Source organism: Streptococcus mitis, assembly GCF_026782865.1.
Classification (GTDB): domain Bacteria; phylum Bacillota; class Bacilli; order Lactobacillales; family Streptococcaceae; genus Streptococcus; species Streptococcus mitis_CG.
In genome coordinates, this window is record NZ_JAKUXK010000004.1 from 205,268 (window position 1) to 228,010 (window position 22,743).

At 39.4% G+C, this 22,743-nt stretch carries 23 protein-coding genes, 1 pseudogene and 1 other annotated feature; of the genes and pseudogenes, 1 reads left to right on the forward strand and 23 read right to left on the reverse strand.

What is annotated here, in order from left to right; all coding sequences use genetic code 11:
• Window positions 1-41 precede the first annotated feature (41 nt).
• A complete protein-coding gene (locus MK482_RS03130) occupies window positions 42-326 on the forward strand; it encodes a DUF3270 domain-containing protein (RefSeq protein ID WP_136937644.1) in 285 nt (94 codons plus the stop codon).
• 67 nt (window positions 327-393) lie between these two features.
• On the opposite strand, the gene MK482_RS03135 is transcribed toward MK482_RS03130, so the two are convergent.
• From MK482_RS03135 to MK482_RS03250, 23 genes and pseudogenes are all read right to left on the reverse strand, one after another.
• A complete protein-coding gene (locus tag MK482_RS03135; RefSeq protein WP_268717950.1) occupies window positions 394-1,731 on the reverse strand; it encodes a sensor histidine kinase in 1,338 nt (445 codons plus the stop codon).
• Window positions 1,721-2,395 (reverse strand): two-component system response regulator CiaR, encoded by a 675-nt coding sequence (gene ciaR / locus MK482_RS03140; protein WP_268717951.1) that lies wholly within the window; start codon window positions 2,393-2,395, stop codon window positions 1,721-1,723. Before ciaR ends, MK482_RS03135 begins: the two co-directional genes overlap by 11 nt.
• A gap of 108 nt (window positions 2,396-2,503) precedes the next feature.
• Window positions 2,504-5,050, reverse strand: a complete 2,547-nt coding sequence (locus MK482_RS03145) for a M1 family metallopeptidase (protein ID WP_268717952.1) — start codon at window positions 5,048-5,050, stop codon at window positions 2,504-2,506.
• 121 nt (window positions 5,051-5,171) lie between these two features.
• Window positions 5,172-5,612, reverse strand: a complete 441-nt coding sequence (locus tag MK482_RS03150) for an ASCH domain-containing protein (RefSeq protein WP_268717953.1) — start codon at window positions 5,610-5,612, stop codon at window positions 5,172-5,174.
• Window positions 5,554-6,445: pseudogene (locus MK482_RS03155) on the reverse strand (putative PEP-binding protein). Before MK482_RS03155 ends, MK482_RS03150 begins: the two are co-directional and overlap by 59 nt.
• A 128-nt stretch (window positions 6,446-6,573) precedes the next feature.
• Window positions 6,574-7,272 (reverse strand): 3-oxoacyl-ACP reductase, encoded by a 699-nt coding sequence (locus MK482_RS03160; protein ID WP_268717954.1) that lies wholly within the window; start codon window positions 7,270-7,272, stop codon window positions 6,574-6,576.
• A complete protein-coding gene (locus MK482_RS03165; protein WP_000141913.1) occupies window positions 7,265-7,501 on the reverse strand; it encodes a DUF2829 domain-containing protein in 237 nt (78 codons plus the stop codon). Before MK482_RS03165 ends, MK482_RS03160 begins: the two co-directional genes overlap by 8 nt.
• 99 nt (window positions 7,502-7,600) lie before the next feature.
• Window positions 7,601-8,527 carry an aldo/keto reductase gene (locus MK482_RS03170; RefSeq protein WP_268717955.1) on the reverse strand — a complete coding sequence of 309 codons (927 nt, stop codon included), beginning with the start codon at window positions 8,525-8,527 and terminating at the stop codon, window positions 7,601-7,603.
• 74 nt (window positions 8,528-8,601) lie between these two features.
• Window positions 8,602-9,417 carry a hypothetical protein gene (locus MK482_RS03175; RefSeq protein WP_268717956.1) on the reverse strand — a complete coding sequence of 272 codons (816 nt, stop codon included), beginning with the start codon at window positions 9,415-9,417 and terminating at the stop codon, window positions 8,602-8,604.
• A 3-nt stretch (window positions 9,418-9,420) separates the two neighbouring features.
• Entirely contained in the window at window positions 9,421-9,741 is a 321-nt protein-coding gene (locus MK482_RS03180; protein WP_000665422.1) for a PadR family transcriptional regulator, read from the reverse strand.
• A gap of 139 nt (window positions 9,742-9,880) precedes the next feature.
• Window positions 9,881-11,782: a glucosaminidase domain-containing protein gene (locus MK482_RS03185; RefSeq protein WP_268717957.1), complete on the reverse strand. Its 1,902-nt coding sequence runs from the start codon at window positions 11,780-11,782 to the stop codon at window positions 9,881-9,883.
• 127 nt (window positions 11,783-11,909) lie between these two features.
• Window positions 11,910-12,896, reverse strand: a complete 987-nt coding sequence (locus MK482_RS03190; RefSeq protein ID WP_268717958.1) for a dihydroorotate dehydrogenase — start codon at window positions 12,894-12,896, stop codon at window positions 11,910-11,912.
• Entirely contained in the window at window positions 12,859-13,659 is an 801-nt protein-coding gene (locus MK482_RS03195) for a dihydroorotate dehydrogenase electron transfer subunit (RefSeq protein WP_268717959.1), read from the reverse strand. The genes MK482_RS03190 and MK482_RS03195 overlap by 38 nt, the downstream gene beginning before the upstream one ends.
• 248 nt (window positions 13,660-13,907) lie before the next feature.
• Window positions 13,908-14,288, reverse strand: a complete 381-nt coding sequence (locus tag MK482_RS03200; RefSeq protein ID WP_000157153.1) for a VOC family protein — start codon at window positions 14,286-14,288, stop codon at window positions 13,908-13,910.
• Window positions 14,289-14,346: 58 nt separating this feature from the next.
• A complete protein-coding gene (gene rplT / locus MK482_RS03205) occupies window positions 14,347-14,706 on the reverse strand; it encodes a 50S ribosomal protein L20 (protein ID WP_268717960.1) in 360 nt (119 codons plus the stop codon).
• 51 nt (window positions 14,707-14,757) lie between these two features.
• Window positions 14,758-14,958, reverse strand: a complete 201-nt coding sequence (gene rpmI, locus MK482_RS03210; protein ID WP_001125943.1) for a 50S ribosomal protein L35 — start codon at window positions 14,956-14,958, stop codon at window positions 14,758-14,760.
• 32 nt (window positions 14,959-14,990) lie between these two features.
• Entirely contained in the window at window positions 14,991-15,521 is a 531-nt protein-coding gene (gene infC, locus MK482_RS03215) for a translation initiation factor IF-3 (protein WP_000848180.1), read from the reverse strand.
• Window positions 15,522-15,536: 15 nt separating this feature from the next.
• Window positions 15,537-15,668: a sequence feature (ribosomal protein L20 leader region), on the reverse strand.
• Window positions 15,669-15,828: 160 nt separating this feature from the next.
• On the reverse strand, window positions 15,829-17,013 hold the full coding sequence (locus MK482_RS03220; protein ID WP_268717961.1) for a hypothetical protein: 1,185 nt from the start codon (window positions 17,011-17,013) through the stop codon (window positions 15,829-15,831).
• A 3-nt stretch (window positions 17,014-17,016) separates the two neighbouring features.
• Window positions 17,017-17,604 (reverse strand): ABC transporter ATP-binding protein, encoded by a 588-nt coding sequence (locus MK482_RS03225; RefSeq protein ID WP_070478865.1) that lies wholly within the window; start codon window positions 17,602-17,604, stop codon window positions 17,017-17,019.
• 348 nt (window positions 17,605-17,952) lie between these two features.
• Entirely contained in the window at window positions 17,953-20,193 is a 2,241-nt protein-coding gene (locus tag MK482_RS03235) for a DNA internalization-related competence protein ComEC/Rec2 (RefSeq protein WP_268717962.1), read from the reverse strand.
• A complete protein-coding gene (locus tag MK482_RS03240) occupies window positions 20,177-20,827 on the reverse strand; it encodes a helix-hairpin-helix domain-containing protein (protein ID WP_268717963.1) in 651 nt (216 codons plus the stop codon). Before MK482_RS03240 ends, MK482_RS03235 begins: the two co-directional genes overlap by 17 nt.
• A 66-nt stretch (window positions 20,828-20,893) precedes the next feature.
• Window positions 20,894-21,463 (reverse strand): GNAT family N-acetyltransferase, encoded by a 570-nt coding sequence (locus tag MK482_RS03245; protein WP_268717964.1) that lies wholly within the window; start codon window positions 21,461-21,463, stop codon window positions 20,894-20,896.
• A gap of 212 nt (window positions 21,464-21,675) precedes the next feature.
• Entirely contained in the window at window positions 21,676-22,680 is a 1,005-nt protein-coding gene (locus tag MK482_RS03250) for a PhoH family protein (RefSeq protein ID WP_268717965.1), read from the reverse strand.
• Between the last annotated feature and the right edge of the window lie 63 nt (window positions 22,681-22,743).

Below are 22,743 nucleotides of genomic sequence, written 5' to 3' on the forward strand. Positions count from 1 at the left end.
AAAAAATGATAAAATAGTTATGTACCTGTAAGGAGAGAATCATGTCTGCAAGAAAACTAAAAACTCATGAGTTTGAACATATTGAAGAAACAGTGCAAACTCCACTTTATCAAGATTATACACCTGAAACATCAATGGGAGCAAATGTAAAAGAAATCCTATTTTTTGTTAATATTGCCTGTTTTGGTATCTTTATGGCACTTTTCAGCTTTATCTTTTTAGCCTTAAAATTGAATACGACTCTATCGTTTATAGCTGCTATGGGTGTAAGTTTTGCCCTTTTAAAATTACAAAGAATGATTATTAAACAAAAAATGACAAAATAAAGGTTGGTCTTTGTGCCAGCCTTTTTCTTATATCTGATAGAAAAAGACAGAGCAAAACTGTCTTTTTTTATCTATTCTTACGTTTCGAGGGAGATTGAATTGCAATCTTGACTTCAAAAATCGTTCCTCTTGGTTTATTATCCTTAACTGTAATCGTTCCTCTTAAGGAATCAACAATCTGCTTGGCCAAAGATAATCCCAAACCAAAACCACCTTTCTGACGAGTTCTTGCCTTATCAACACGATAGAAGCGATCAAAGATTTTCTTTTTATCTGTATCCGAAATACCAATACCATTATCAGATACAGTAAGATAAAGATGCCGATCTGTACAATGAACAAGAAACTCAATCTTTCCATCTTCTTCTGTATATTTTATTGCATTATCAAATAAGATTGTCATTAACTGTTTGAGAAGCAACCGATCCGTCATAATAGGACGGTAAATTCTATTCTCAGATTCAAAGACTCGGTCATTTTCTGAAGCAATCAAGCCATAGTTCGTAAAGGTCGTTTTAAAGAACTGTGGTGATACTTCCGCTATTTCTGGTTTTATTCCATCATCACGGCGGGCTAAGTTAAGAAGATTTGTTGTTAAAAAACGCATATTTCGAACTTCTTCAAGACTGGAAGCGATACTCTCACTAGACTCCATAATGGTCGCTTCGGGTTTTCTAAACAAATTCTCCAAACGATTTTGCAGTACTGCTAAAGGAGTTCTCAATTCATGACTGGCATTTTCCACAAAAGATTTCTGCTTTTGCATGCTTTCCAATAATGGTTTTACACTGACACGTGCTAAGTAAAGACTAGCTATCAAGGATAAAAGCCAAAAACTTGCCATCACAACCACAATTAAATGCTCGTGATTTTGACTAATTTGTTCTAACTGACTAGTGTTAATCAAGACAGCCGCATATTTGACATTGGTTGAAACTGAAGATGTAGTGGTCTCCATCAAAATCATACGATAGATTTCTTCCTGACCATAACTATTGACAACTTGGATTTGCCGAATGTGATTCAACTCTCTTTTTTCTAACTTAATCTTATCTAGGCCTAAAAAACGATTTCCTAATAAAAGCTGGTTAAAATCCTTATCAAAAAGCAAAACCTCTGTATTAGAGCTGACATTGGTTTTTATTTCAGCCTTATTGGCATCAGCTGTCGCTGGTTCAATGTTCTTGACTTCCTCAGTAGCTCTATTCAAGGCTAACTGAATAACAGCTTGAGGGCTTCCACTTAAGGCATGTAACTTCTCATCCACCGAAGTATAAAGACTCGAGTGCATGACCTGCAAAATAATCAGAGTCATGGTAGAGAAAATCAGAGTGAAGACACCAAAGTTGCGGATAAAATAACTAAAGTCATCCGCATACCATGTTTTTTTTAGTTTACTGAACATCTTTTAAAATATACCCCACACTGCGCAAGGTTTGCAAATTCTCTGCAAAAGTGGTTCCTTTTAATTTCTTACGGACTTTTGAAACATAAACTTCGACAACCGAAATCGTTGTGTCACTATCAAATCCCCATAGACGATCAAAAATCTGAGTCTTGGGTAAAATAACATTTTGATTTTGAAGGAAGTAGACTAATAAATCAAACTCTTTCCCCAGCAATTCGACAGGAGTATCTTCAATCTTAACGGTATTTGTTGACAAATTAACTACAATATTTCCATAAGTCAAGGTATTTTCATTAAACTTACCTGAACGTTTGAGAAGGGCTTGAATCCGCATTTTGAGTTCTTCTAGGTAGAAAGGTTTAGTCAGATAATCATCCGCTCCCAATTCAAATCCATGTCCCTTGTCATCCAAACTTTCCTTGGCAGTCATAATCAGAACTGGTGTCGTAATTCCCTTTTCACGCAATTCTTTCAAGACTTGGAAGCCATTTTTTTCAGGCAACATTAAATCGAGCAAAATCAAGTCATAGACGCCACTTTCAGCTTCGTAGAGACCTTCTTCTCCATCAAATACCTGCATGACATCTGCAAAATCGTCTAAAAAGTCAAATACTGAATTTGACAGACCTAGGTCATCTTCAACCAATAAGATTTTTATCATGAGAAACTCCTCCTTATTAAAACCATTATACCAAATTTGCCTTAAAAAAAACTCAACTCTCTGCATTTTACATGAGATAGCTGAGTTTTCTTTTTATTTTAGGCTTATTTATGCATTTCCGTATTGAAGAACGATTGCTTCCACTGCAGCTTTTTCACGGTTAATCAAGTCAACACGCGCTGCAATGTCCTTGATTCCCATACCGATGTTACGGCTAAGAGCAAGGTCAGAAAGTTGTGGTTCAAAGAATTCTTTGTACTCTGCCAAGCGTTGCTGAGTTTTAAAGATGTGTGATGGGAAGATAACAAAACTATCAAAACTCATATCACCACCAAGAGCTGCCTTAATCCAATCCCAGTTTTCACGCGCCCATACCCAAACAGTTTCTTGAGTAGCTTGGTGTCCAAGGAATTGGAGGTACCATGAAGAAAGGTCTTGTGGCTTAACAATAAATTTGTCTTTCCAAGTTGCAAGAAGGGTTTGAATGTTTTCGGCATCTGTACTGTATGCAAGAGCTCCTGCCAACTGACGCTTGAAGACCGCATCCGTCGCATGAGTGTAAAGGTCAAGATAAGTGGCTACCAATTCCTTAGTCTCGTGATGTTTCATTTCATTGATTAGGACTTGGGAACGAATTGCTGCTGGAAGTCCTGCAAGCTGATCCTTGTGAGCCGCGAAGATTTGGCTAGCGACTTGGCTAGCTTCTGAATCATTTGAGCGAATCATCATGGAAATGGTCAACTGACGAACCAATTCGTCTTCATCTGATTCACTATCTTTAGCTTCAAAACCAAGACGGTCATAGTTATGACGAGCTAATTTAGCAACCAGACTGTTAAAGACTTTCTCAGTTTCTGTACCTTCATCGATAAAGCGCTCAAGGGCAGAAATCACTTGAGAAACAGCTGAAACGACAAGGTAAGATTCTTCTTTAGCAAGTTTATCAAGGACTGGGAGCAAGTCAGCATAAGAAATGTGCCCCGCTTCAGCAAGCAAACGACGTTCTTGAACGATTTGAAGTTTACTTGTATTATCAAGCTCAACTAGGTCAGCAAGAACAGCATCTAACAAATCTCCTTGATAGTCTGTAATATAGTGGGCTGTATTTTCAGTATTGAAACGAAGAGCTCCATCATTTTCAGCAAGAAGGGCTGCGTAGCCAGGAATTTCGATGCTTTCAGTTTCGAGTGTATCAGGCAAGCCTTTCCAGTTACTATTGAGTGGCACAACCCAGAGACGGTTTTTGTCTTCGTGCTCACCGATAAAGAATTGTTTTTGTGAGATTTTTAAGACATCATTTTCAACTTTGACAGTGAGAACTGGATAACCAGGTTGTTCCAACCAAGAATCCATAAAGGCTGCAACATCACGACCTGATGCTTGACCAAGAGCATTCCAAAGGTCACGACCAATTGTATTGCTGTATTGATGTTTTTCAAAGTAGGCATGCAAACCTTTGGCAAAATCGGCATCACCTAGCCAACGACGAAGCATGTGCATGAGGCGACTTCCTTTGGCATAGACGATAGCTCCGTCAAAGAGCGTATTGATTTCATCTGGATGTTTCACTTCGACGTGAACAGATTGAACACCATCAGTCGCATCACGTTTCAAGGCAGACGGAACACCACCTGTTTGGAAATCTTCAAAGATATTCCAGCTTGGTTCAATAGCATCCACACAGACGTACTCCATCATGTTGGCGAAGCTTTCATTGAGCCAAAGGTCATCCCACCATTTCATAGTAACAAGGTTACCAAACCATTGGTGAGCCAATTCATGGGCCACAACAAGGGCAACTTGTTGACGGCTGGCAAAGGTAGAGTTTTCATCCACAACCAAGTAAACTTCACGGTAGGTCACAAGACCCCAGTTTTCCATAGCTCCAGCTGAGAAGTCAGGAAGGGCGATGTGGAGAGATTGAGGGATCGGGTACTTAACTCCATAGTAATCTTCGTAAAACTCGATAGAGCGAACAGCGATATCCAGTGAGAAATCAAGGTTCGATAGTGGATGAGCTTTGGTTGAGTAAACACCTACAAGAGTACCGTTTTTAGTCTTAGCCGTCACACCTTGCAAATCACCCGCAACAAAGGCCAACAAGTAAGAAGACATGCGAGGTGTTGTCTCAAACTTCCAGATACCTGTTTCCTTACGGTTTTCAACTTCAATCTCTGGCATGTTAGACAAGGCCAATTCACCTTCCACTTGGTCAAAACGAAGAGAGAGGTCAAAAGTTGCTTTGGCTTCTGGCTCATCCACACATGGGAAGGCTTCGCGCGCAAAATGGCTCTCAAATTGAGTAGACAATACTTCCTTCTTCACTCCATCAACTGTGTAGTAAGATGGGTAAATCCCTGTCATGTTGTCTGTGATTTTTCCTGAAAAAGCGATAACCACTTCAACTGAACCTGCTTCTGCAAGTTCGATATGAAGGGCTTCATTGTCATGGTCAACTGTGAATGGACGAGCTTCCCCTGCAACTTCTACAGAAGCGATTTCCAGGTCTTTTTGGTGGAGGGAAATACGGTCACTCTGTGCTTGACCAGTGATGGTCACCTTACCAGAAAACGTCTTGGTCTCACGACTCAAGTCTAAAAATAAATCATAATGTTCAGGAACAAATTGCTTAATAAAATGTTCAACTGCTTGCATAGTTTTCTCCTATTCTAAGTTTAAGAGCTAGAGCTCTTCTTCAAACAAACTTATTATAACATGTTTTGCCTAAGAAAAAAGGATTGGACAGCGATTTCCAAAACTTTCTTCCTTCTGCAGTCTACAGTGGGTAGACCTTGCGAAATTCTTCTAAAACAACCTTGCTTTCAGGTCTAAAAGTCAGTCCTGCTTCGCCCAAGCAGTCTGTGAAAAAGTCCTCATGAACCTGACGCCAATAAGCTAAAGATTTGTCTCCCTCACCTTCCTTATAGGCATGGTCAGCAGAAACTTGATTAAAAGGTTCAACAGAAACCTTTGTAATTTCAACAATACAGACAGCCTGATTTTGACTATCTAAAATGACATCAAAAGTTCCTTCTTGCGGAAGGGGTTCGTCTTCTAGTGCGTAGAGGTCATAGGCCGAGGCGGTTGCTGTCTTTTCGCCTCTTAAAACCAAATCTGCTAAAAGATCTGGTTCTACTCCAAAAGCCCAAGCATCGATTTCATCTCCAATTGAGGGGTTGATTTGCTTGTAGGCATTCCACATTTCTTGCGGTGTCACGGGTGCTCCTTTGTAATTTTTTACTTTCTTCTTTTATGTGTTTGAGATGGTCTGGATGGTCAATCTCTAAATTAAAAATATCTGGAATAGAACTGTAGTGAATAATGCATTCGATACCCATCTGATTCATTTTTTGTATGAAAGAAACATTCAGATATCCTGCTACAGCAAAGTCAATCTTTTTCATCCTTGCTTTATCCTGCATATCTCTTAGCATATCTAACATTATTGGACTTTCCATATCATGCCATTGACTGTTTCTCACAGTCGCAAAAACAAAAGAAGTCAAATCATTCATTCCAACTACAATCTTTGAAATGCCCGTTTCCAGTATCCTGTCTAAGTCAAAATATGCTGACGGTAATTCAATCATCGTGGCAATTTTCCCAGTAAAACCCTGCTGACGCAATACTGTAATAGCTTGCTTTAACTGCCCAGCATCATTGACAAAAGGAAAGATAACAGATAGATTGGGATTGTTTTGATAAACTTCTGTAACGACATGTGCTTCAGCCTGAAATTCATCCAGACACGCCAGCAAACGCCTAGTTCCTCTATATCCAAATAAGGGATGATTTTCATCAAAATACTCTTTAGTCCCCTTTAGACAATTAGCTTCTGTATTCGTTAATTCAGTAAAACGATACCAAACTTCTTCATCTGAGTACAGGGAGCAGATAGTCTCTAGATAATCTTTTACAACTTGCTAATATGATGTTTTGATTAATCTCTCTCAACAAATATTCCCCACGAATCATGCCAACATGATGAAATAGTTGTGGGTAAACTTTTTCAACAATTTGTTCTCCACTAAGGGCAAGTTGGTTTCTCATCATTCACCTACCAATTCATGTAAGAAGTCTTGTCCAGTTCCGAAAATCCTAATAATTCAGACTTAACCTTCAAGACTAATGGCGATGCATTTTCTTCTGTGATTTCTTGAATATCCATCCAACTCCTCCTATTTCAAAGACCAGCCACCATCTATTGTCAAAATTTGTCCCTGCATGGCAGATGCCTTTCCACTTGCTAAGAAAAGGCTAATCTCTGCTATTTCCTCTGGCTCGATCCAGCGTTTGATTGGTGTTTCACTCGCCACCCAGTCAGCCAAGCCACCTGGTTCAAAGTCGGCAGCGGTCATAGCTGTCTTGACTGCTCCTGGAGCGATACCAAAGACCTGAATCCCAGCTTCAGCATAGTCTAGAGCCAACTGCTTGGTGAAGCCTGCCAAGGCATGCTTAGATGAGGTATAGGCGTGCCCACCACCGCCTGCTAAACTAGAAGCGATGGAGCACATATTGATAATGGTCCCTTTTTTATTCTCCAGCATTTGTGTCAAGTAATAGCGAGTCAACTCAACAGGAGTCATATAGTTGATTTCAAAAATCTCTTGAATTTCCTGCGCCGTTTGTTCCAAAAGTGGTTTGTAATCATCCAAAACTCCAGCAGTATTGCACAAAACATCCACCCTAGGACACCAGTCAAAAATAGGCTCTAAGTCCAAGGTCAAATCTCTCTGTAAAAAGTGGAAATCACCCTCTAAGAGTGGATTTTCACCTTGGTCAACTCCATAAACTTGATAGCTCTTCTCTAAAAAAAGTCGAGCCTGAGCTAGTCCAATTCCTGAACTCACTCCTGTAATGAGTACACGTCTAGTCATGCACTTCTACCCAATCCGTCGCCAAAACATCACAAGGTGTCGGACTCCACATGGAAAAACCTTCTCCCTCCCCAGAAACGTTGATTAGGAAGTAGGGCGTCACTTCAAGTGCAACCCCGTTTTGTTCAATGGTATCAAAAAGCTGCACATAGTTTTCAGCACCTCCCCAACCAGTACGTACATATTTTTTCTTAGCCTTTAACCCGGGTAGAATTTCTTCAAATGTCATGTTTTTCTCCTTTAAAATCAATAATTCTTCCCTTCATTATAACAAAAAAACCGCTTTGCAACGGCTTTTTGACTGTGATTTATTTACATCTGCTTCTACTTACGGCAAATTATTCCCTGCTGCAAGATAAATTTCATACCATTCTTTTCTTGTTAAGCTAAAGTTTGCCACTTGGCTAACTTCTCTCAAGTGCTTAGGATTTGTTGTACCTACGACTGCCTGCATTTTTGCTGGATAACGCAATATCCAAGAAATGGCAATAGTTGAAGAGGTTACTCCATATTTAATAGCTAAACGATCAAGTACTTGATTTAAAACTTGAAATTTCTCATTTCCAACAAAATTCCCTTTAAAATATCCAAATTGTAAGACAGACCATGCTTGAATGACCACATCGTGTAATTTGCAATATTCAAAAATGCTGCCATCTCGCATAGCTGCTTGACTATCTTCCATATTAACATGAAAACCTGATTCGAATCCTGGAGTAAAAGCCGCACTCAATTGTAGCTGATTAACAGCTAACGGCTGCTTGACATCTTTTTTAAGCAACTCCATCATCATAGGATTTTGATTAGAAACTCCAAAATCTCGAACCTTACCTTGTTTATAAAGGAGATCAAAGGCTTCTGCTACTTGGTCAGATTCCATCAAAGCATCTGGTCGATGAAGAAGCAAACTATCTAGATGATCAATCTTCAATCTTTGCAAAATTCCGTCAACTGATTTTATAATATAGTCCTTAGAAAAATCAAAATAGGTAAATTCTTCAATGCGAATGCCACATTTTGACTGAATCCACATCTTTTCTCTTAAATCTGGACGATTTTTTAGGACAAGACCTAGCAGTTCTTCACAACGACCTCGACCATATATATCAGCCAAGTCGAAGGCATTGATTCCAACAGAAAGTGCTGTTTCTACAAGCTCTTCAACTTCTTTTACAGACTTATCTTTTATTCTCATCATTCCGAGAACAATTTCTGATAATTCTTTGTCATCTTGACCAAGAGTTATGTATCTCATCAAATTTTTTCTCCTTTAATTTCTAACATTCTTCCCTTCATTATAACAAAAACCTCTTTGCAACGGCTTTTTGACTATATTTCACTCCATTTTATCTTCTTAAACCCACGGAACAAGACAAAGATTCCAATAAAGAGGACAGCTAAAGGAATGACTTTTGTAAGGAAAACATTTGAAATGCCCATCCACTCATAGTAACGGAGCAGAGAACCTACAATAAGGTGGGCAACAATCATACTGACAAAGGGACGAAAAATCGGTTCTTTCCAATTCCAAATACTGATGACCAGCGAAATCGTAAATACAGATAAACTATCCCAGGGAGCAGGAAGATAAAAGGCTCCTTCTTGTATGAAGCTTGCCATTCCTACATATCCCAGAACAACTAGCAGAACAAGAATCCCAACGACAATATAGGTACCAATTTTCATTTTAGGAGAATCTTGGACTAAACTTCTTCGTAAAATTGTAGCCACAAGCCCAAATCCGACCAGAAAAAGAAGAAGTTGCCCTAAAAACGTAAGCAAATTGACTGTTAAGAGAGGACCTTTAGAAAAATCACCTAATAGTTGATAGTAGCGTAATACCGCTAGGACAAGAATTGGCGTCAAAAGGGACTCTTTGATAGAACTGCGAGGGGCTTCCTTGAGCATCTCTCTCATTAATTTTTTAGGATTCTTACCTAGATACTCCTCTGCACTCATGCCATCTCGTTCTGCTTCTGAGAAATCTAACATCATCAAATAAATCTGCTCTCTAAGATAGTCCTCATCATAGAGAAATCCAGCAAGATTAAAACTATCCCAGAGCTCCTCAAAATACTGCTGATTGTCCTCAGAAAACTGATGCAACAAAGCACTTGTTTCTTCATAATACTTCATTTTCGTCATGGTTTACCCTCCATTCTTAATTCCTTCTACTTTTTGACTCAAATCGTCCCATTGTTGCCAAAAGACCGAGACACGCTCTTCTCCTTCTTTCGTTAACGAAAAATACTTCCGATCTGGACCATCTGGCGACGGACGCATGTCGCCTCTTATCCATTGATTTTTTTCTAACTTTTGCAACAAAGGATAAATAGTTCCTGGAACGATAGTATCAAATCCAGCCTCTCGCAAAGTCTGAACCAACTCATAACCATACCGCTCTTTTTGACCAATCATATCCAAGACACAACCTTCAAGAACACCTTTTAATAGCTGAGTTTCTTTCATCACTTCTCCCTTCTATCTATTTTGTAATACCTACTAGTAGCTTCATCAATAATATACCACTTTCACACTACTTTGTAAAGCATAATAGTTGAAATAAAAAAACGACAACCACTTTTCAGCAGTTATCGTTGCTTATCTTTTAATCTTTTCCACCAAGTCGACTGTTAATATTCATCATAATACTAGCTATTTTTTCACCCCAGTACGGATCTGATGCATAGCGAACATTCATTCCTGTCGCTTTATTTCCAAGGTGATCTCTTCCACGGTCAATATAGTTCTCACGAATCCACTTGGCCGCACCAAGAATTCCTTTATCTACATCATCAAATTTCTTAGCTGAATCATAAGGACTGGTATCGTAAGCAGCTATACCGAAGAAGTTATTTTTATCATTAGCAATTTGGCTACGTCCCCAAGCACTTTCTAGCGCACTGTGAGCCATTAAATAGAGAGCATTGATACCGTAACGTTTTTCAGCTTCTTTAAAAATTGCTCCTTTACCAGCAAGACGGCTGTTTCGGATATTCATCATCGAATAAACTCTATTTAATTCATCCGCACTATAGTTGGTTGGTTCAGTTAAATTTTTGAAAAGGAAACGATTTTTGATAGTAAACCCATCGAAATGTTCTCCATCCTTTGAATAATACTTCTTACCAATTTTCATCGCTGAAGTGTGTGGAGCTACCCGAATACTCGTGTATGGAGAAAGTTCATGATATAGGAATCTTCCGTCAGTAGTATAGTGAGGAATAAACTCACTTCCTTCCTCAACTAAAGTCAAATCACTTTGATTCATATAACCAGACAAGCCTGATATTGAAACAGCAAGACGACTTCCCTTAGTTTTAGAGCTATCATAGGTCACAATACTTCCCTGATTGACATAGCTCAAAATATCTCCTGATTCGCTATAAATATATGCTGTGATTGGTTTAACCTTAAAATATTTGGGGATTTGAATCCACTTTCCGTTATCTTGGAAGAAGTACTCTTTATTTTTGATGTTAAAACCACCAGTAACATAGCTTCCATCTTCTTTTAGGTAGTACCATGCATTGTAGTTAGAATCAAAAATCCATTCATTCTTGGCCATATAACCACCAGATTTTAGGTAATAAGCACCAATCCATTCACGTGAAGCATAAGCACCACCTGATTTTAGGTAAAACCAGCTATTATAAGATTTATCAAAAATCCATTCTTTTTCAGCCATTGCTCCACTATTTTTTAGATAGTAAGCATTTTTCCACTGATTACTGGCCATCACACCATCATTATTAAAATAATACCATGCGCCCTTAATTTTTTCCCATTTATTACGAAGGATCTTTCCTGAATCTGTAGCATAATACCATTTATCAGTAATCGTCACCCAATCATTTTGAGCCATCGCCCCACTACTATTAAGAAGATAATCGTTCACTAGAACATTGCTAGCCATAACTCCATCTTGCTTGAAGTAATACCAAACATTGCCAATTTTTTCCCATCTATTACGAACAATCTTTCCTGAATCTGTAGCATAGTACCATTTATCCGCAATTTTCACCCAGGAATTTTCTACCATTGCTCCACTAGTATGAAAAGCATAATCATTAACAATTCTATTGCTGACCATGATTCCATGTTGATCAAAGAAATACCAGACACCCGCAATCTTTTTCCAGTTTTTGATTGGTTGATTATTCTCATAAAAAAGCCATTTCCCATGCTCTTTCTGCCAACCATTCTTAGGAGCTTCTTCAACTTTTTCTTTATTTGAAATAGCCTCTTTTTTAGAATTATTTTCTTTTACAACAACTGGTTCTTTCTTTTTTTCCGTCTTTTCAGCTTCATTCTTTGTATTTTCAACAACTTTTTTCTCTTCTGATGCTGGAGTCTGATTTTTATCTTTTGGCTGACTCTCTTCCACTGATTGACTCTTATTCGTCGTTTGACTTTGGTCTGTTGTTTTACTACCTTCAGCAAAGACTGATGTTGTGGGCACAATTGCCAATGCAAGCACTGCCGTGCTTACAAGTAGTGTTCTCTTCATTTTACTCCCCTAAGTAGATATTCGTCTACATCATTCGTAATTAACTTTATTCTAACATAGTTAAAAGAAGAAAATATTACAAAATGATGAAAATTCTATTTCTTATTGACAATAAGGATGGTCTAGCTTATCTAAGGCTGGCTTTTACTTCCTTGCGTAGATTTCCTAGACTGCTGATGCCGTATTTGTCCATGACTTTTGGCAGATTTTCAATAATATCAGGGCAGGCATAAGGATTGGTAAAGTTGGCTGTTCCAACTCCAATAGCAGATGCTCCAGCCAGATACATTTCTAGGGCAGCTTCAGCCGAATCCACTCCTCCCATTCCAATGATAGGCAGGTCTGTTGTTTGGGCGACTTGGCGGATGAGTTTGAGGGCTACTGGAAATACTGCTGGACCAGACATTCCACCTGTTCCATTGGCCAAGATTGGTTTTCTGGTTTTGAGATCAAAGCGCATTCCAACTAGGGTATTGATCATGGTCAATCCACTTGCTCCCGCATCTTCTGCAGCTTTTGCGACAGTGACGATATCGGTCACACTAGGGGTTAATTTGACATAAACTGGCACATCAGAGGCTTCCACAGCTGCTTTCACCACATCATAAGCTAAATCTGGATCTTGACCAATCAGGAGTCCATGATTACAGTGATCTACGTTGGGACAAGAAATATTGAGCTCAATAGCCTTTACATTAACTGCCTTGGAAATACCACTAGAAACAGCCGCATACTCTTGTTTTGAAAAACCAGCTACATTGGCAATAATAGGAAGATTTGGATATTCTCTTTCCAACCAAGGTAGCTTTTCGGCCAAAACAACTTCCAAACCAGGATTTTGCAAGCCAATTGCATTAAGCATACCAGCGGGTGTCTCTGCCACCCTTGGAGTTGGATTGCCAAAGCGGGGTTCAAGAGTTGTCGCCTTGATCATAATAGAACCTAAAAGGTCTAAATCATAGTACTTGGCATACTCTTGACCAAAACCAAAACAGCCTGATGCTGGAATAATCGGATTTTTCAAATCCAAGCCTGGTAGAGAAACTTGTAAACGATTTGTAGTCATAATTTTCTCCTTATAATACAACTGTTCCTGTGCGGAAAACAGGGCCATCTTCACAGACGCGTTGGCTGACCGTCTCGCTTTCTGGCACTTTTAGGACGCAGGCATAGCAAGCCCCCATCCCACAAGCCATACGAGATTCTAGAGATAGATAGGCTCTTGGGTGGTCATAAAAGGTTTGATTGATATACTTCATCATTCCAGGCGCCCCACATGAGTAAACAGCATCAAACTGACTGTCTAAATCCTTGATGACAACGGAAACATTTCCCTTAATTCCATAAGAACCATCATCTGTCGTTACAAAGACCTCACCATATTGAGCTAATTCCGTCTCTAAAATAACAGCATCCTTATTAGCAAAACCAAGGACTGTCACTACTTTTACTCCACTCGCATGCAATTCCTTGGCCACCTCAAGTAAAGGAGGTACACCAATCCCCCCTCCAACTAAGAGAATCTGGCTCTGCTCATCCAGGTCAGACAAGTCAAAACCATTCCCCTGAGGCCCCATCACATCAAGAGTATCTCCCTGACTTAAGGTTGAAAAAATAGCTGTACCAGCACCTTCAATCCGATAAATGAGGTGACACTGCTTGTTAACCTTATCAATAGACGAAATTGAAATAGGGCGACGCAAGAGATGGGCGTCATCAGGCACACGCAGATGAAGAAATTGCCCTGCCCGCATAGCTTCAACCATTTCTCCTTCTAGGACTAATTCAAAGATTGCTGGCGCGATTTCCTCCTGTGCAACCACCTTCATGGTTTCCAATCGAATCGTACCCAAACGTTTCTTACATGTGGGATTCATGACTTTTCCTCCTTAAATTTTAAGGGGACCAGATAAAGAAAAGACCTTGCTAGTGCAAGGCCTCAGTTAAAATCGTACAACACAAGAGAGCACACTCAAAAAGTCTCCTCTAGAAAATTGCACTATTCTTTTATCTGACACCTTGTGAGTCTCTCTGGACTCCCCTTAAAGGTTAAATTTTTACTAGTATACTCTTTCAGCTAAAAAAAGTCAAGTAGAAAACGAACATTCTACTTGACCTCACGAGATTATTTTTCACGAATGACTTCAACCTTGTAGCCATCAGGGTCTTTGACAAAGTAATAGTTTGGTGCAGTTCCTGGTAGACCATTTGGTTCAGTTACTTCATAGCCTTTGGCACTGTGCTCTTGATGAAGAGCTTCAAGATCAGGTGTACTGAGGGCGATATGGGCAAACCCATCTCCAACCACATAAGGACCATGATCGTAGTTATAAGTCAACTCTAACTCATAGTCGTCACCCTCAAGTCCTAGATAGACAATCGTGAAGGCATGATCTGGAAAATCTCTGCGACGCAATTCTTTAAAACCAAAAGCATCTTGATAGAATGCAATTGATTTTTCAAGATTTTCTACTCGCAAGCAAGTGTGTAGCATTTTTGAAGCCATATTTTTCTCCTTTATTTTTAAAAAGACTGGGACAATCCTGTTCCAGTCTTATCTGTCATTATTTACAAAGTTTTGCTTTAGCTGCATCTGCAAGAGCTGTGAAAGCTGCTGCATCGTTAACAGCCAAGTCAGCAAGCATTTTACGGTTAACTTCGATCTCAGCCAATTTCAAACCATGCATCAATTGTGAGTATGAAAGTCCGTTCATACGAGCTGCCGCGTTGATACGAGTGATCCACAATTTGCGGAAGTCACGTTTTTTCTGACGACGGTCACGGTATGCATAGTAGTAAGAGTTCATTACTTGTTCTTTTGCAGTACGGAACAAGATGTGTTTAGCTCCATAGTAACCTTTTGCTAATTTAAGAATACGTTTACGACGTTTGCGTGATACAACGCCACCTTTAACACGTGCCATGTTTTATTTCCTCCAAATATTTCCTAGAATTGTTTACTTACAGTCAAGCTATTATTTCAAGCGAGTAAGCATTGCTTTGATACGTTTGTAATCTCCTGAATGCACCATAGATGCTTTACGAAGATGACGACGTTGTTTCTTAGTTTTTCCGTGGAAACGGTGAGAAGTGTAAGCACGGAAACGTTTAAGTCCACCAGAACCTGTACGTTTGAAACGTTTAGCTGATGCGCGGTGTGTTTTTTGTTTTGGCATGATTTTTTCTCCTTTATTTAACTTTCTGACAATTATTTTTTGTCAGTCGCTGGCGCCAATTGCATGAACATTTGACGTCCATCCATTTTAGCACGTTGTTCGATGATGGCAATATCTTGAGTTGCTTCAGCAAACTCGGCTAAAACTTTTGCACCAATCTCTTTATGGGTAATCATACGACCCTTAAAGCGAATAGATACCTTAACTTTATTTCCTTTTTCAAGGAATTTGCGTGCATTGCGAAGTTTTGTATCAAAGTCACCCTTGTCAATAGTTGGACTTAGACGAACTTCTTTCACAGTAACAACACTTTGTTTTTTACGTTGTTCTTTTTGCTTCTTCTGGTACTCAAATTTGAACTTACCGTAGTCCATAATTTTTGCAACAGGCGGTTTGGCTTGGGGTTGAATCAATACTAGGTCAACATTAGCGTTATCAGCTAAAGCTTGCGCTTCACTGAGTGGCTTGATGCCTAGCTGTTCTCCTTCAAGACCAATCAAGCGAACTTCACGTACACGAATCTCATCATTGATGAATAAGTCTTGCTTTGCTATGGTTTTCACCTCTTTTGTTTTATTAGAGAAAAACAATAGCGGACTCGTAAATATACAAGCCCGCACGTTATGATAGCGTTTCTTAGAAACTTTTCATCCGTAGGGCCAGGCAACTTAATGTCACAAGGCGAGAAGCTCTCACTTCTGCTTTTCTCAACTTTTATATGATACCAAGTTTTCTAGCCCTTGTCAAGATAAAAAGTTATTTTTTTGAAAAGTTTGTGTTTGTATTTTGGCTTGGTTTCCACATCAAAAAGAGAGAACCAAGTTGATTCCCTCTCTATGTTAGTTTTTACTTATTTTCCCTATAGGAAAGCTAGAATCTATTAAAAACTTCCTTTTTCCGTAAACTTCCCCATCTTTCGATAAATAGAATCCCCACTAACAAAAGGATAATCAGGCAAGGAAGTAAAACTAGCCCCATGTCCCAATTTAGATTGACATTATCAATCAGCTTAGGTAATCTTCCAGATAAAATCTCCACTGAACGCAAGTAAGTAAAGGGAATCAGATGTGCAATCCTTTGAAGAGGATGAATTGTTTGAATGCCAAACAATAAGCCAACAATCCCAATAAGTGAAAGAAAGAGGACAGGCATTTTTTGCTTGAAAAAGTAAGCAATCAAGTAGACGACTTCCACAATGACGATAAAGGCTAAGAAAGTTAAGAGCAAGCTAGGAAATAACACATCTTGTATCTTTCCAATAGTTACCTCTTGATTCACTAAGCTATAAATCGGGTAGGGATAATCTAACTGTCCAAAACCACTTATCAGACTTCCCACTAGAAAAGAAAATCCGCTGATTCCGATAAACAGCACAGTTACATAGCCCACCCCAACTCCAAGAGAAGACATTGCAAATGTCACTTTTGAAAAAGGATATAACTGAGCTGTATCCAGATGATTTTGATATCTTTCTGCAAATAGTTGCGTTAGCATAAAAATAATAGCAACTACAAACAAGGTTGGGATGATAGCCTCTAAAATCCAGACAATCTGATCAATCCCGTGGGTCGGAAACTCCAAAGTATGTGCTTTTATGTTCAAGGGATACAGGGCTTGGTAAGTCTTTCGTTCGCGGTCAACCGCCATTTTTAAGTCAGAACTAGCAGTCGGTTCCTTTGATAAAATTTCATAACTCTTCTCTACATCTTGCCACTGCAAATAGTAGGCTTCTTTCCAGCGCCCTTCTTTTAATAAAGTCAGAATTTCTGTCTTTTGAGTCAAATGATTTTTTTGCGAGTCTAAATTTTCTTTAGCAAACTGGTATTCCTCCGAGCTGGTGTCAGATATTTGGGAGAGTTTCTCTTCATATTCATTGATGACTCTCTCATTTTTTACAAGACGGGTTTCCAACTCGCTCTCCAAGCTGACGGAGTTTGCAGTCTGACTATTAAAATAAAAGGTAACACCGAGTCCAGATACAAATAAAGCTAAGATAATCCAGTTTAAGCGACTTTTGAAAACTTTTTTTAATAAAAATAGACTAACATCTTTCATAAACTAAACCTCTTCTATTTGCCCCTGATGAATGGTTACTACTCTATCGCAGACATCAACCAACTCTTCCTTATAGTGGGAACTTAAAAGAACCAGTTGCTCTTGTCTATCGATTTGTGCTAGCCTATCAAAAAACTTCTGTCGATAATACTCATCTAAGCCATTTGTAATCTCATCCATGAGCCAGCATTTCGCCTGACTGAGGAAATACATGGCAATCACCAAGCGTTGCTTCATGCCTAAGGAATACTTGCGGATGGGAAGGCTGATATAGTCAGACATTTCCCAGTAATCAATTTCATCCCCCAAGTTCAGCCCTGACTTCCAGATGTTTTTGATAAGACGAAGGTAGTCCATCCCACTTAAGTTTCCATCCAGCCATTCAATACTCTCATAATAAAATAAAGAAGGAGGGACTGCGATATTTCCACTACTTATGGGAATTAAGTTGCTAATGGCGCGGAATAGTGTCGTCTTTCCAGAGCCATTGATAGCAAGAATACCATAAATCCTACCCTTTTCAAATGTAAAATCAACATCTTGTAAGATGACTTGTCGCGTTTTTAAGGTCACATGAGTAAGCTGCAACATATCTAGCCCTCCTTTTTGGATTAATAGCCTCCGCTGTAGTAGTTTAGTACCTCATAACGATTGTAATTTCAGCCAGAACCAACTTTATACTCTGAATAGCTGTCATAACGAGACTGTGATAGTTCGTACTACACTTTCCAATCATACCTATAAGTTTTAAGAACGCTCACAGCAGATACACTGGACTGAAAAAGACCAATAGATCATAAACTAACTAATTAAATGGTTTTTACTAATTTTTAATAGTTTTATATCATTGAACTTGAATACGCTTTCATTATATCGTTTTTATCATTATTATGCAACAGATTTTTAGTTTATTTTACTAATATATAATATTTGTCCTTCCTATCGAACACTTTCGATTTTCCAATTTTTCCAACCTTTAAAGCGTATAGCTCCTTGCTGGTCAGTTCGGTAAACTTTGCTATTGATACCTTCCAGTCGTGTCAAGGTTTCCTGATGGGGGAGTTTCGTTCGATTGTTCTTTCCAACTGAGATGAGAGTCATCTCTGGTTTGAGATGTTCTAAAAAGGCTGAATTTGATGATTTTTTAGAGCCATGTTGGCCAGCTTTCAAAACATCCACTTCTAGGTCAGGATACTGCTTCAGCAATTCCTTCTCCCCTTTCTCCTCCAAATTTCCTGTGAAGAGAAAGTACTTATCCAAAAGTTTTCCATACAGAACCAGGGAATCATCATAACCTCCATCTCCTATTTTCCTTGGAGATAAGACTTCTAACTGACTTCCAAAAATTGGCAAGTTCTCTCCTGCTGTCACACTGCGCACCTTGGTTTGAATTGCCTGTAGTTCTGCCACAAATTCCTTCTGTTTCAAACTGCCTTTTGATACTAAGATCTCCCCTACATGGAATGCCTTGTTCACCTCTAACAAATCTCCAACATGCTCCTTGTCCGTGTTAGTCAAAATTAGCTGGTCAATCTTAGCTACTCCTCGACTTTTGAGATAGGGAATCAAGGTTCGCTGGGCATTGCTGGTCGTCGTCCTTTCTTGCCATTTTTCGATTTTCTTATCAGATTCTACCTTGCCACCGACATCTATGAGAATGGTTTTCCCAGTTACATCCCGTAAGAAAATACTTTCTCCTTGCCCCACATCCAGCATGGTAATTTCATTTTCCAGTGGATGCTTAGTCAAGAAAAAGATACCCGTAATCAATAAGCTCAATACTGCTAGCCTTTTTATGCTTTTCCTCAAATCATAGACCAAAGCCAAAGAAATTAATAGTAGTATCAACAGCCATGCATTGGGTTGTCCAAAGACCAGAGGCCTACTTGCCACCTGTGATACCAAACGAATAATGCTTTCCAACCACTCAAAGAGAAAATTAAGCTGAATAACTGGATAGATAAAAGAAAGGGCAAATAAGATAGACAAGAGAGGTAAGAAGACCAAGTCAAATAGAAAGGAAAAGACAAAGGTCAAAAGGATGGACCATGGTTGAAATTCTGCAAAATAGAAGGATAAAATGGGTAATATACCCAAAGAAATGACAAGACTTTCTCTAGCAACAGCATGGAGCCCCTCGCCTTCTTTGCTAGTCATGGTCAAGATAAAAGCATAAGCGCAGGACAAGACTCCTCCTGCTGTCAAGAAAAAGTTGGGCATGACGATAAAGAGAACAAGCACAGTCAGGGCAAAATTATCCAAGCCCTTAACACCATGTTGAGCCAATAATTTTTGCAAGAGACTGCGAATGACCGATGCTGAAAATCCAGTTAGCCTCGCATAGATAAGGGAAAAGGGATAAGTCAACCACTTCAACTTTTCTTGGGTCAAGCCCAATCGCAAGAGAAGTTTCTTAAATCCATCCATGAAAAAACCTACCTGCATGCCTGATAAGGCAAAGAGGTGGATAATTCCTAGACTGGAATAAAGCTCATTCATCTCCTCAAAGTCGGTGTCTAGATGTCCTAATAGAAGCCCCGTCATGTAATTGCGCATAGGGTCTGGAAAATGTGTCTTTATCCAAACCACAGCCTTTCGGCGTAAACTGGACAGGTTTTCACCTATATCCCAACTGCCAACCTTTTGAAGTGACTGGATTTTTTTGATATTGAGAGTCTGGTAAATTCCCTGAGTCTTCAGGTAAGCTTGGTAGTCAAAGCCACCAAAATTTCTCTGCCCTTCTGGCTCCGAAAGCTTTCCTTCTAGTCCTATCTCATGAAGATCGGTTAAAGCTTGAAAGGCTTCTTTTTCCTCCTCGGACTGGAGTTTATAATAAACTTGAAAAATGCGTCCATCATGCTTACCACGAAAGGACAGACTATCACCATTGACCTTAATAGTGTCAGGCAAAATCCGCACCCTTTCAACAGAATCCGCCAAATTTTGACTCGCTTGACTCTGTTGCCAATTTTGAAACAGAAACCAGAAACCAAAGATTCCACAAATCACTAGAACTTTTCTAACAGACTTCCACGGAAATTGGATAAAGAGACAGACTAGCAGAAAAACGAAGCCTAACAGTGCGATATATGATGCTGAGAAAATGGCGTAGTAAAGCCATAGCAATAGAAAACTCAGGTAAATTAGGGGAATGGGGAAATTCTTAATCCACTGTAACATAGTCTTTTAACTTTTCTATAGTCTTAGCACCAATGCCAGAGACTTTCTTGAGTTCCTCAACCGACTTGAATTTCCCATTTATCTCACGATGGTCGATAATGTCCTGAGCTCGTTTTCCTCCCAGTCCCTTGACCTGTTTAAGCTCTTCCAAACTGGCCTTGTTGAGATTGACCTTCTTTTCCTTGCTCGTCGAAGAAGCCGTCCTAGGACCTGCCTGCTGACTAGCTGCCTCTTCTCCCTTAGTGGGAACGTAAACCAGAGCCTCGTCACTAACTTTCTGAGCTAGATTGAGTGCCTTGCTGTCTGCTTGCTCTGTCAAGCCACCAGCCTTCTGAACAGCGTCATTGACTCTACTACCTACAGGCAAATCATAAATTCCTGGTGCTTTAACAGCTCCTTTTACATCTACTGTGATTAGTTCTTGTTCAAGGGATTCTTCCTTTTCTTCCTTCTTCACATCCTTTTCGGATACCGAATCCTTGGAAACTGCTGCAACTTCTGCCTGCAAACTCCTTTCCTTGACAGGTGTTTGTGGAGCTGGTTTTAGCAGGAAAAATCCTCCTACAAGTAAGCCCAGACCGATACAGATAACAATGATTTTATACTCTTTAATTTTCTCGATAATTGCTTCCATATTTTCTCCTCTCTTAGATTATTCGTAAGAGGAAGAAAAAACAGTTGAAAATTTCTTCTCAACTGCTTATTTATTTGCAAAATAGTCTTCCTTGGTCAAGACATAATGAACTCTTGTAACGATTCGTCCTTTTTCATGCTGATCCATACAAGCATATGGTTCTACGTGGGAAAAATGCATTCCTGATTTCTCCATGACCTTTCCAGATGCAGGATTATCCTTATCGTGTAAAGCAACTAACTTGTTCATTCCAATCTTCTCAAAAGCCAGCTCAATTACGGCACGATTGGCTTCTGTCGTCAATCCTTGATTCCAATACTTTTTATGGATAATGTAGCCAATGGCTGCCTTCTTAAAAGCAGGATCAATCTTGTGCAAATCAATGGTTCCGATAAATTTGACATTGCTTTTTAGTTCTATTCCCCACCGTCCCAAGGGATTGACCAAGTAGAACTGAGCAATGTTATTCTTGGTTTCTTCCAAGCTTTGATTGGTTAGAAAAGTGTAACGTGTATTATCCTTATCCGAGGCATAGTCAAACATAGCTTCCGCATCATCCAAGGTTACAGGTCTAAGCAATAAACGCTCTGTCTCCACTATTGGATACTGAGCTAGTTTTAAAAAGATTGATTCCATAGGATTCCACCACTTGAAACGTTTCTAATCTAATACAAGGATATTGAATGAAACATTTAAAACGCAAATTTATAGTAGATTGAAATAAAATATGAACAAATCGATTAGGAGAGTCAAATTAATTTCTAGAAATGTTTTAGCAATCACGACGTACTATGCTAGCTTCAATCTACTATAGATTTAGCATTGAGATAACTTTAAGTACAAAAGAACTATCCTTCAGATAGAGGTTGAGGATCTAATTCTTCACTCTCTTCTTTTTTAACTGGAGCTGGTTCATAAGCTCGGATAATCTGAGCAACAACTGGATGGCGAACCACATCCTTGGCTGAAAAATGAACAAAATCGATTTGGTGGATGTTCTTGAGTTTTTCTTGGGCATCAATCAGACCAGACTTGACGTTACGTGGCAGGTCAATCTGACTGATATCTCCATTGACAATCATCTTAGAATGAAAACCTAAACGCGTCAAGAACATCTTCATCTGCATGATGGTCGTATTTTGAGCCTCATCGAGAATGACAAAGGCATCATCCAAGGTTCGTCCACGCATGTAGGCAAGAGGTGCAATCTCGATAATTTCACGCTCCATGAGTCGAGTTGTTTGGTCTTTTCCCAGAATCTGATACAAGGCATCATAAACAGGGCGAAGGTAAGGATCTACCTTCTCCTTAAGATCACCCGGAAGAAAACCTAGACTCTCTCCTGCTTCCACCGCTGGACGTGTTAAGATAATCCGTTTGACTTGCCCACGTTTAAGGGCAGTCACTGCCAAGGTCACTGCAAGAAAGGTCTTCCCTGTCCCTGCTGGTCCGATTCCAAAGGTCACATCATGCTGTTTAACACTATCCACATAAAGTTTTTGACCCAGTGTTTTGACACGGATAGGCTTCCCTGTATTGTCCTTGATAATTTCTTCTTCGTAAAGGGCGACAAACTTATCAATTTCATCGTTTTTGACCATGCTAATTGCAGTCACCACATCTGGCGTACCAACGGTCATCCCACGATTTACCAAGACCATCAAAGCCTGAATAACCTGACGGGCTTCCTCACAGGTAGTCTCTTCTCCCAAAACCTGCACAATCTCCGTACGAGCATGAATCACCACATCAAGCTCTTCTTCCATCAAACGAAGATGGCGTTCATTGGAACCAAAAAGATGAAACAGGTCATCTGGGTGACTCAGTTGAATGTCTATTGAATGTTCCTTCAAATAAAGAACCTCTCTAATCCTTTTATTTCTTTTTATTATAGCAAAGGGGTGGAGAAATTACTA

Coding starts and splice junctions, on each gene's coding strand:
- MK482_RS03130 (WP_136937644.1), top strand. CDS start 42: ATGTCTGCAAGAAAACTAAAAACTCATGAGTTTGAACATATTGAAGAA.
- MK482_RS03135 (WP_268717950.1), bottom strand. CDS start 1,731: ATGTTCAGTAAACTAAAAAAAACATGGTATGCGGATGACTTTAGTTAT.
- ciaR (WP_268717951.1), bottom strand. CDS start 2,395: ATGATAAAAATCTTATTGGTTGAAGATGACCTAGGTCTGTCAAATTCA.
- MK482_RS03145 (WP_268717952.1), bottom strand. CDS start 5,050: ATGCAAGCAGTTGAACATTTTATTAAGCAATTTGTTCCTGAACATTAT.
- MK482_RS03160 (WP_268717954.1), bottom strand. CDS start 7,272: ATGACTAGACGTGTACTCATTACAGGAGTGAGTTCAGGAATTGGACTA.
- MK482_RS03165 (WP_000141913.1), bottom strand. CDS start 7,501: ATGACATTTGAAGAAATTCTACCCGGGTTAAAGGCTAAGAAAAAATAT.
- MK482_RS03170 (WP_268717955.1), bottom strand. CDS start 8,527: ATGAGATACATAACTCTTGGTCAAGATGACAAAGAATTATCAGAAATT.
- MK482_RS03175 (WP_268717956.1), bottom strand. CDS start 9,417: ATGACGAAAATGAAGTATTATGAAGAAACAAGTGCTTTGTTGCATCAG.
- MK482_RS03180 (WP_000665422.1), bottom strand. CDS start 9,741: ATGAAAGAAACTCAGCTATTAAAAGGTGTTCTTGAAGGTTGTGTCTTG.
- MK482_RS03185 (WP_268717957.1), bottom strand. CDS start 11,782: ATGAAGAGAACACTACTTGTAAGCACGGCAGTGCTTGCATTGGCAATT.
- MK482_RS03190 (WP_268717958.1), bottom strand. CDS start 12,896: ATGGCCCTGTTTTCCGCACAGGAACAGTTGTATTATAAGGAGAAAATT.
- MK482_RS03195 (WP_268717959.1), bottom strand. CDS start 13,659: ATGAATCCCACATGTAAGAAACGTTTGGGTACGATTCGATTGGAAACC.
- MK482_RS03200 (WP_000157153.1), bottom strand. CDS start 14,288: ATGGCTTCAAAAATGCTACACACTTGCTTGCGAGTAGAAAATCTTGAA.
- rplT (WP_268717960.1), bottom strand. CDS start 14,706: ATGGCACGTGTTAAAGGTGGCGTTGTATCACGCAAACGTCGTAAACGT.
- rpmI (WP_001125943.1), bottom strand. CDS start 14,958: ATGCCAAAACAAAAAACACACCGCGCATCAGCTAAACGTTTCAAACGT.
- MK482_RS03220 (WP_268717961.1), bottom strand. CDS start 17,013: ATGAAAGATGTTAGTCTATTTTTATTAAAAAAAGTTTTCAAAAGTCGC.
- MK482_RS03225 (WP_070478865.1), bottom strand. CDS start 17,604: ATGTTGCAGCTTACTCATGTGACCTTAAAAACGCGACAAGTCATCTTA.
- MK482_RS03235 (WP_268717962.1), bottom strand. CDS start 20,193: ATGTTACAGTGGATTAAGAATTTCCCCATTCCCCTAATTTACCTGAGT.
- MK482_RS03240 (WP_268717963.1), bottom strand. CDS start 20,827: ATGGAAGCAATTATCGAGAAAATTAAAGAGTATAAAATCATTGTTATC.
- MK482_RS03245 (WP_268717964.1), bottom strand. CDS start 21,463: ATGGAATCAATCTTTTTAAAACTAGCTCAGTATCCAATAGTGGAGACA.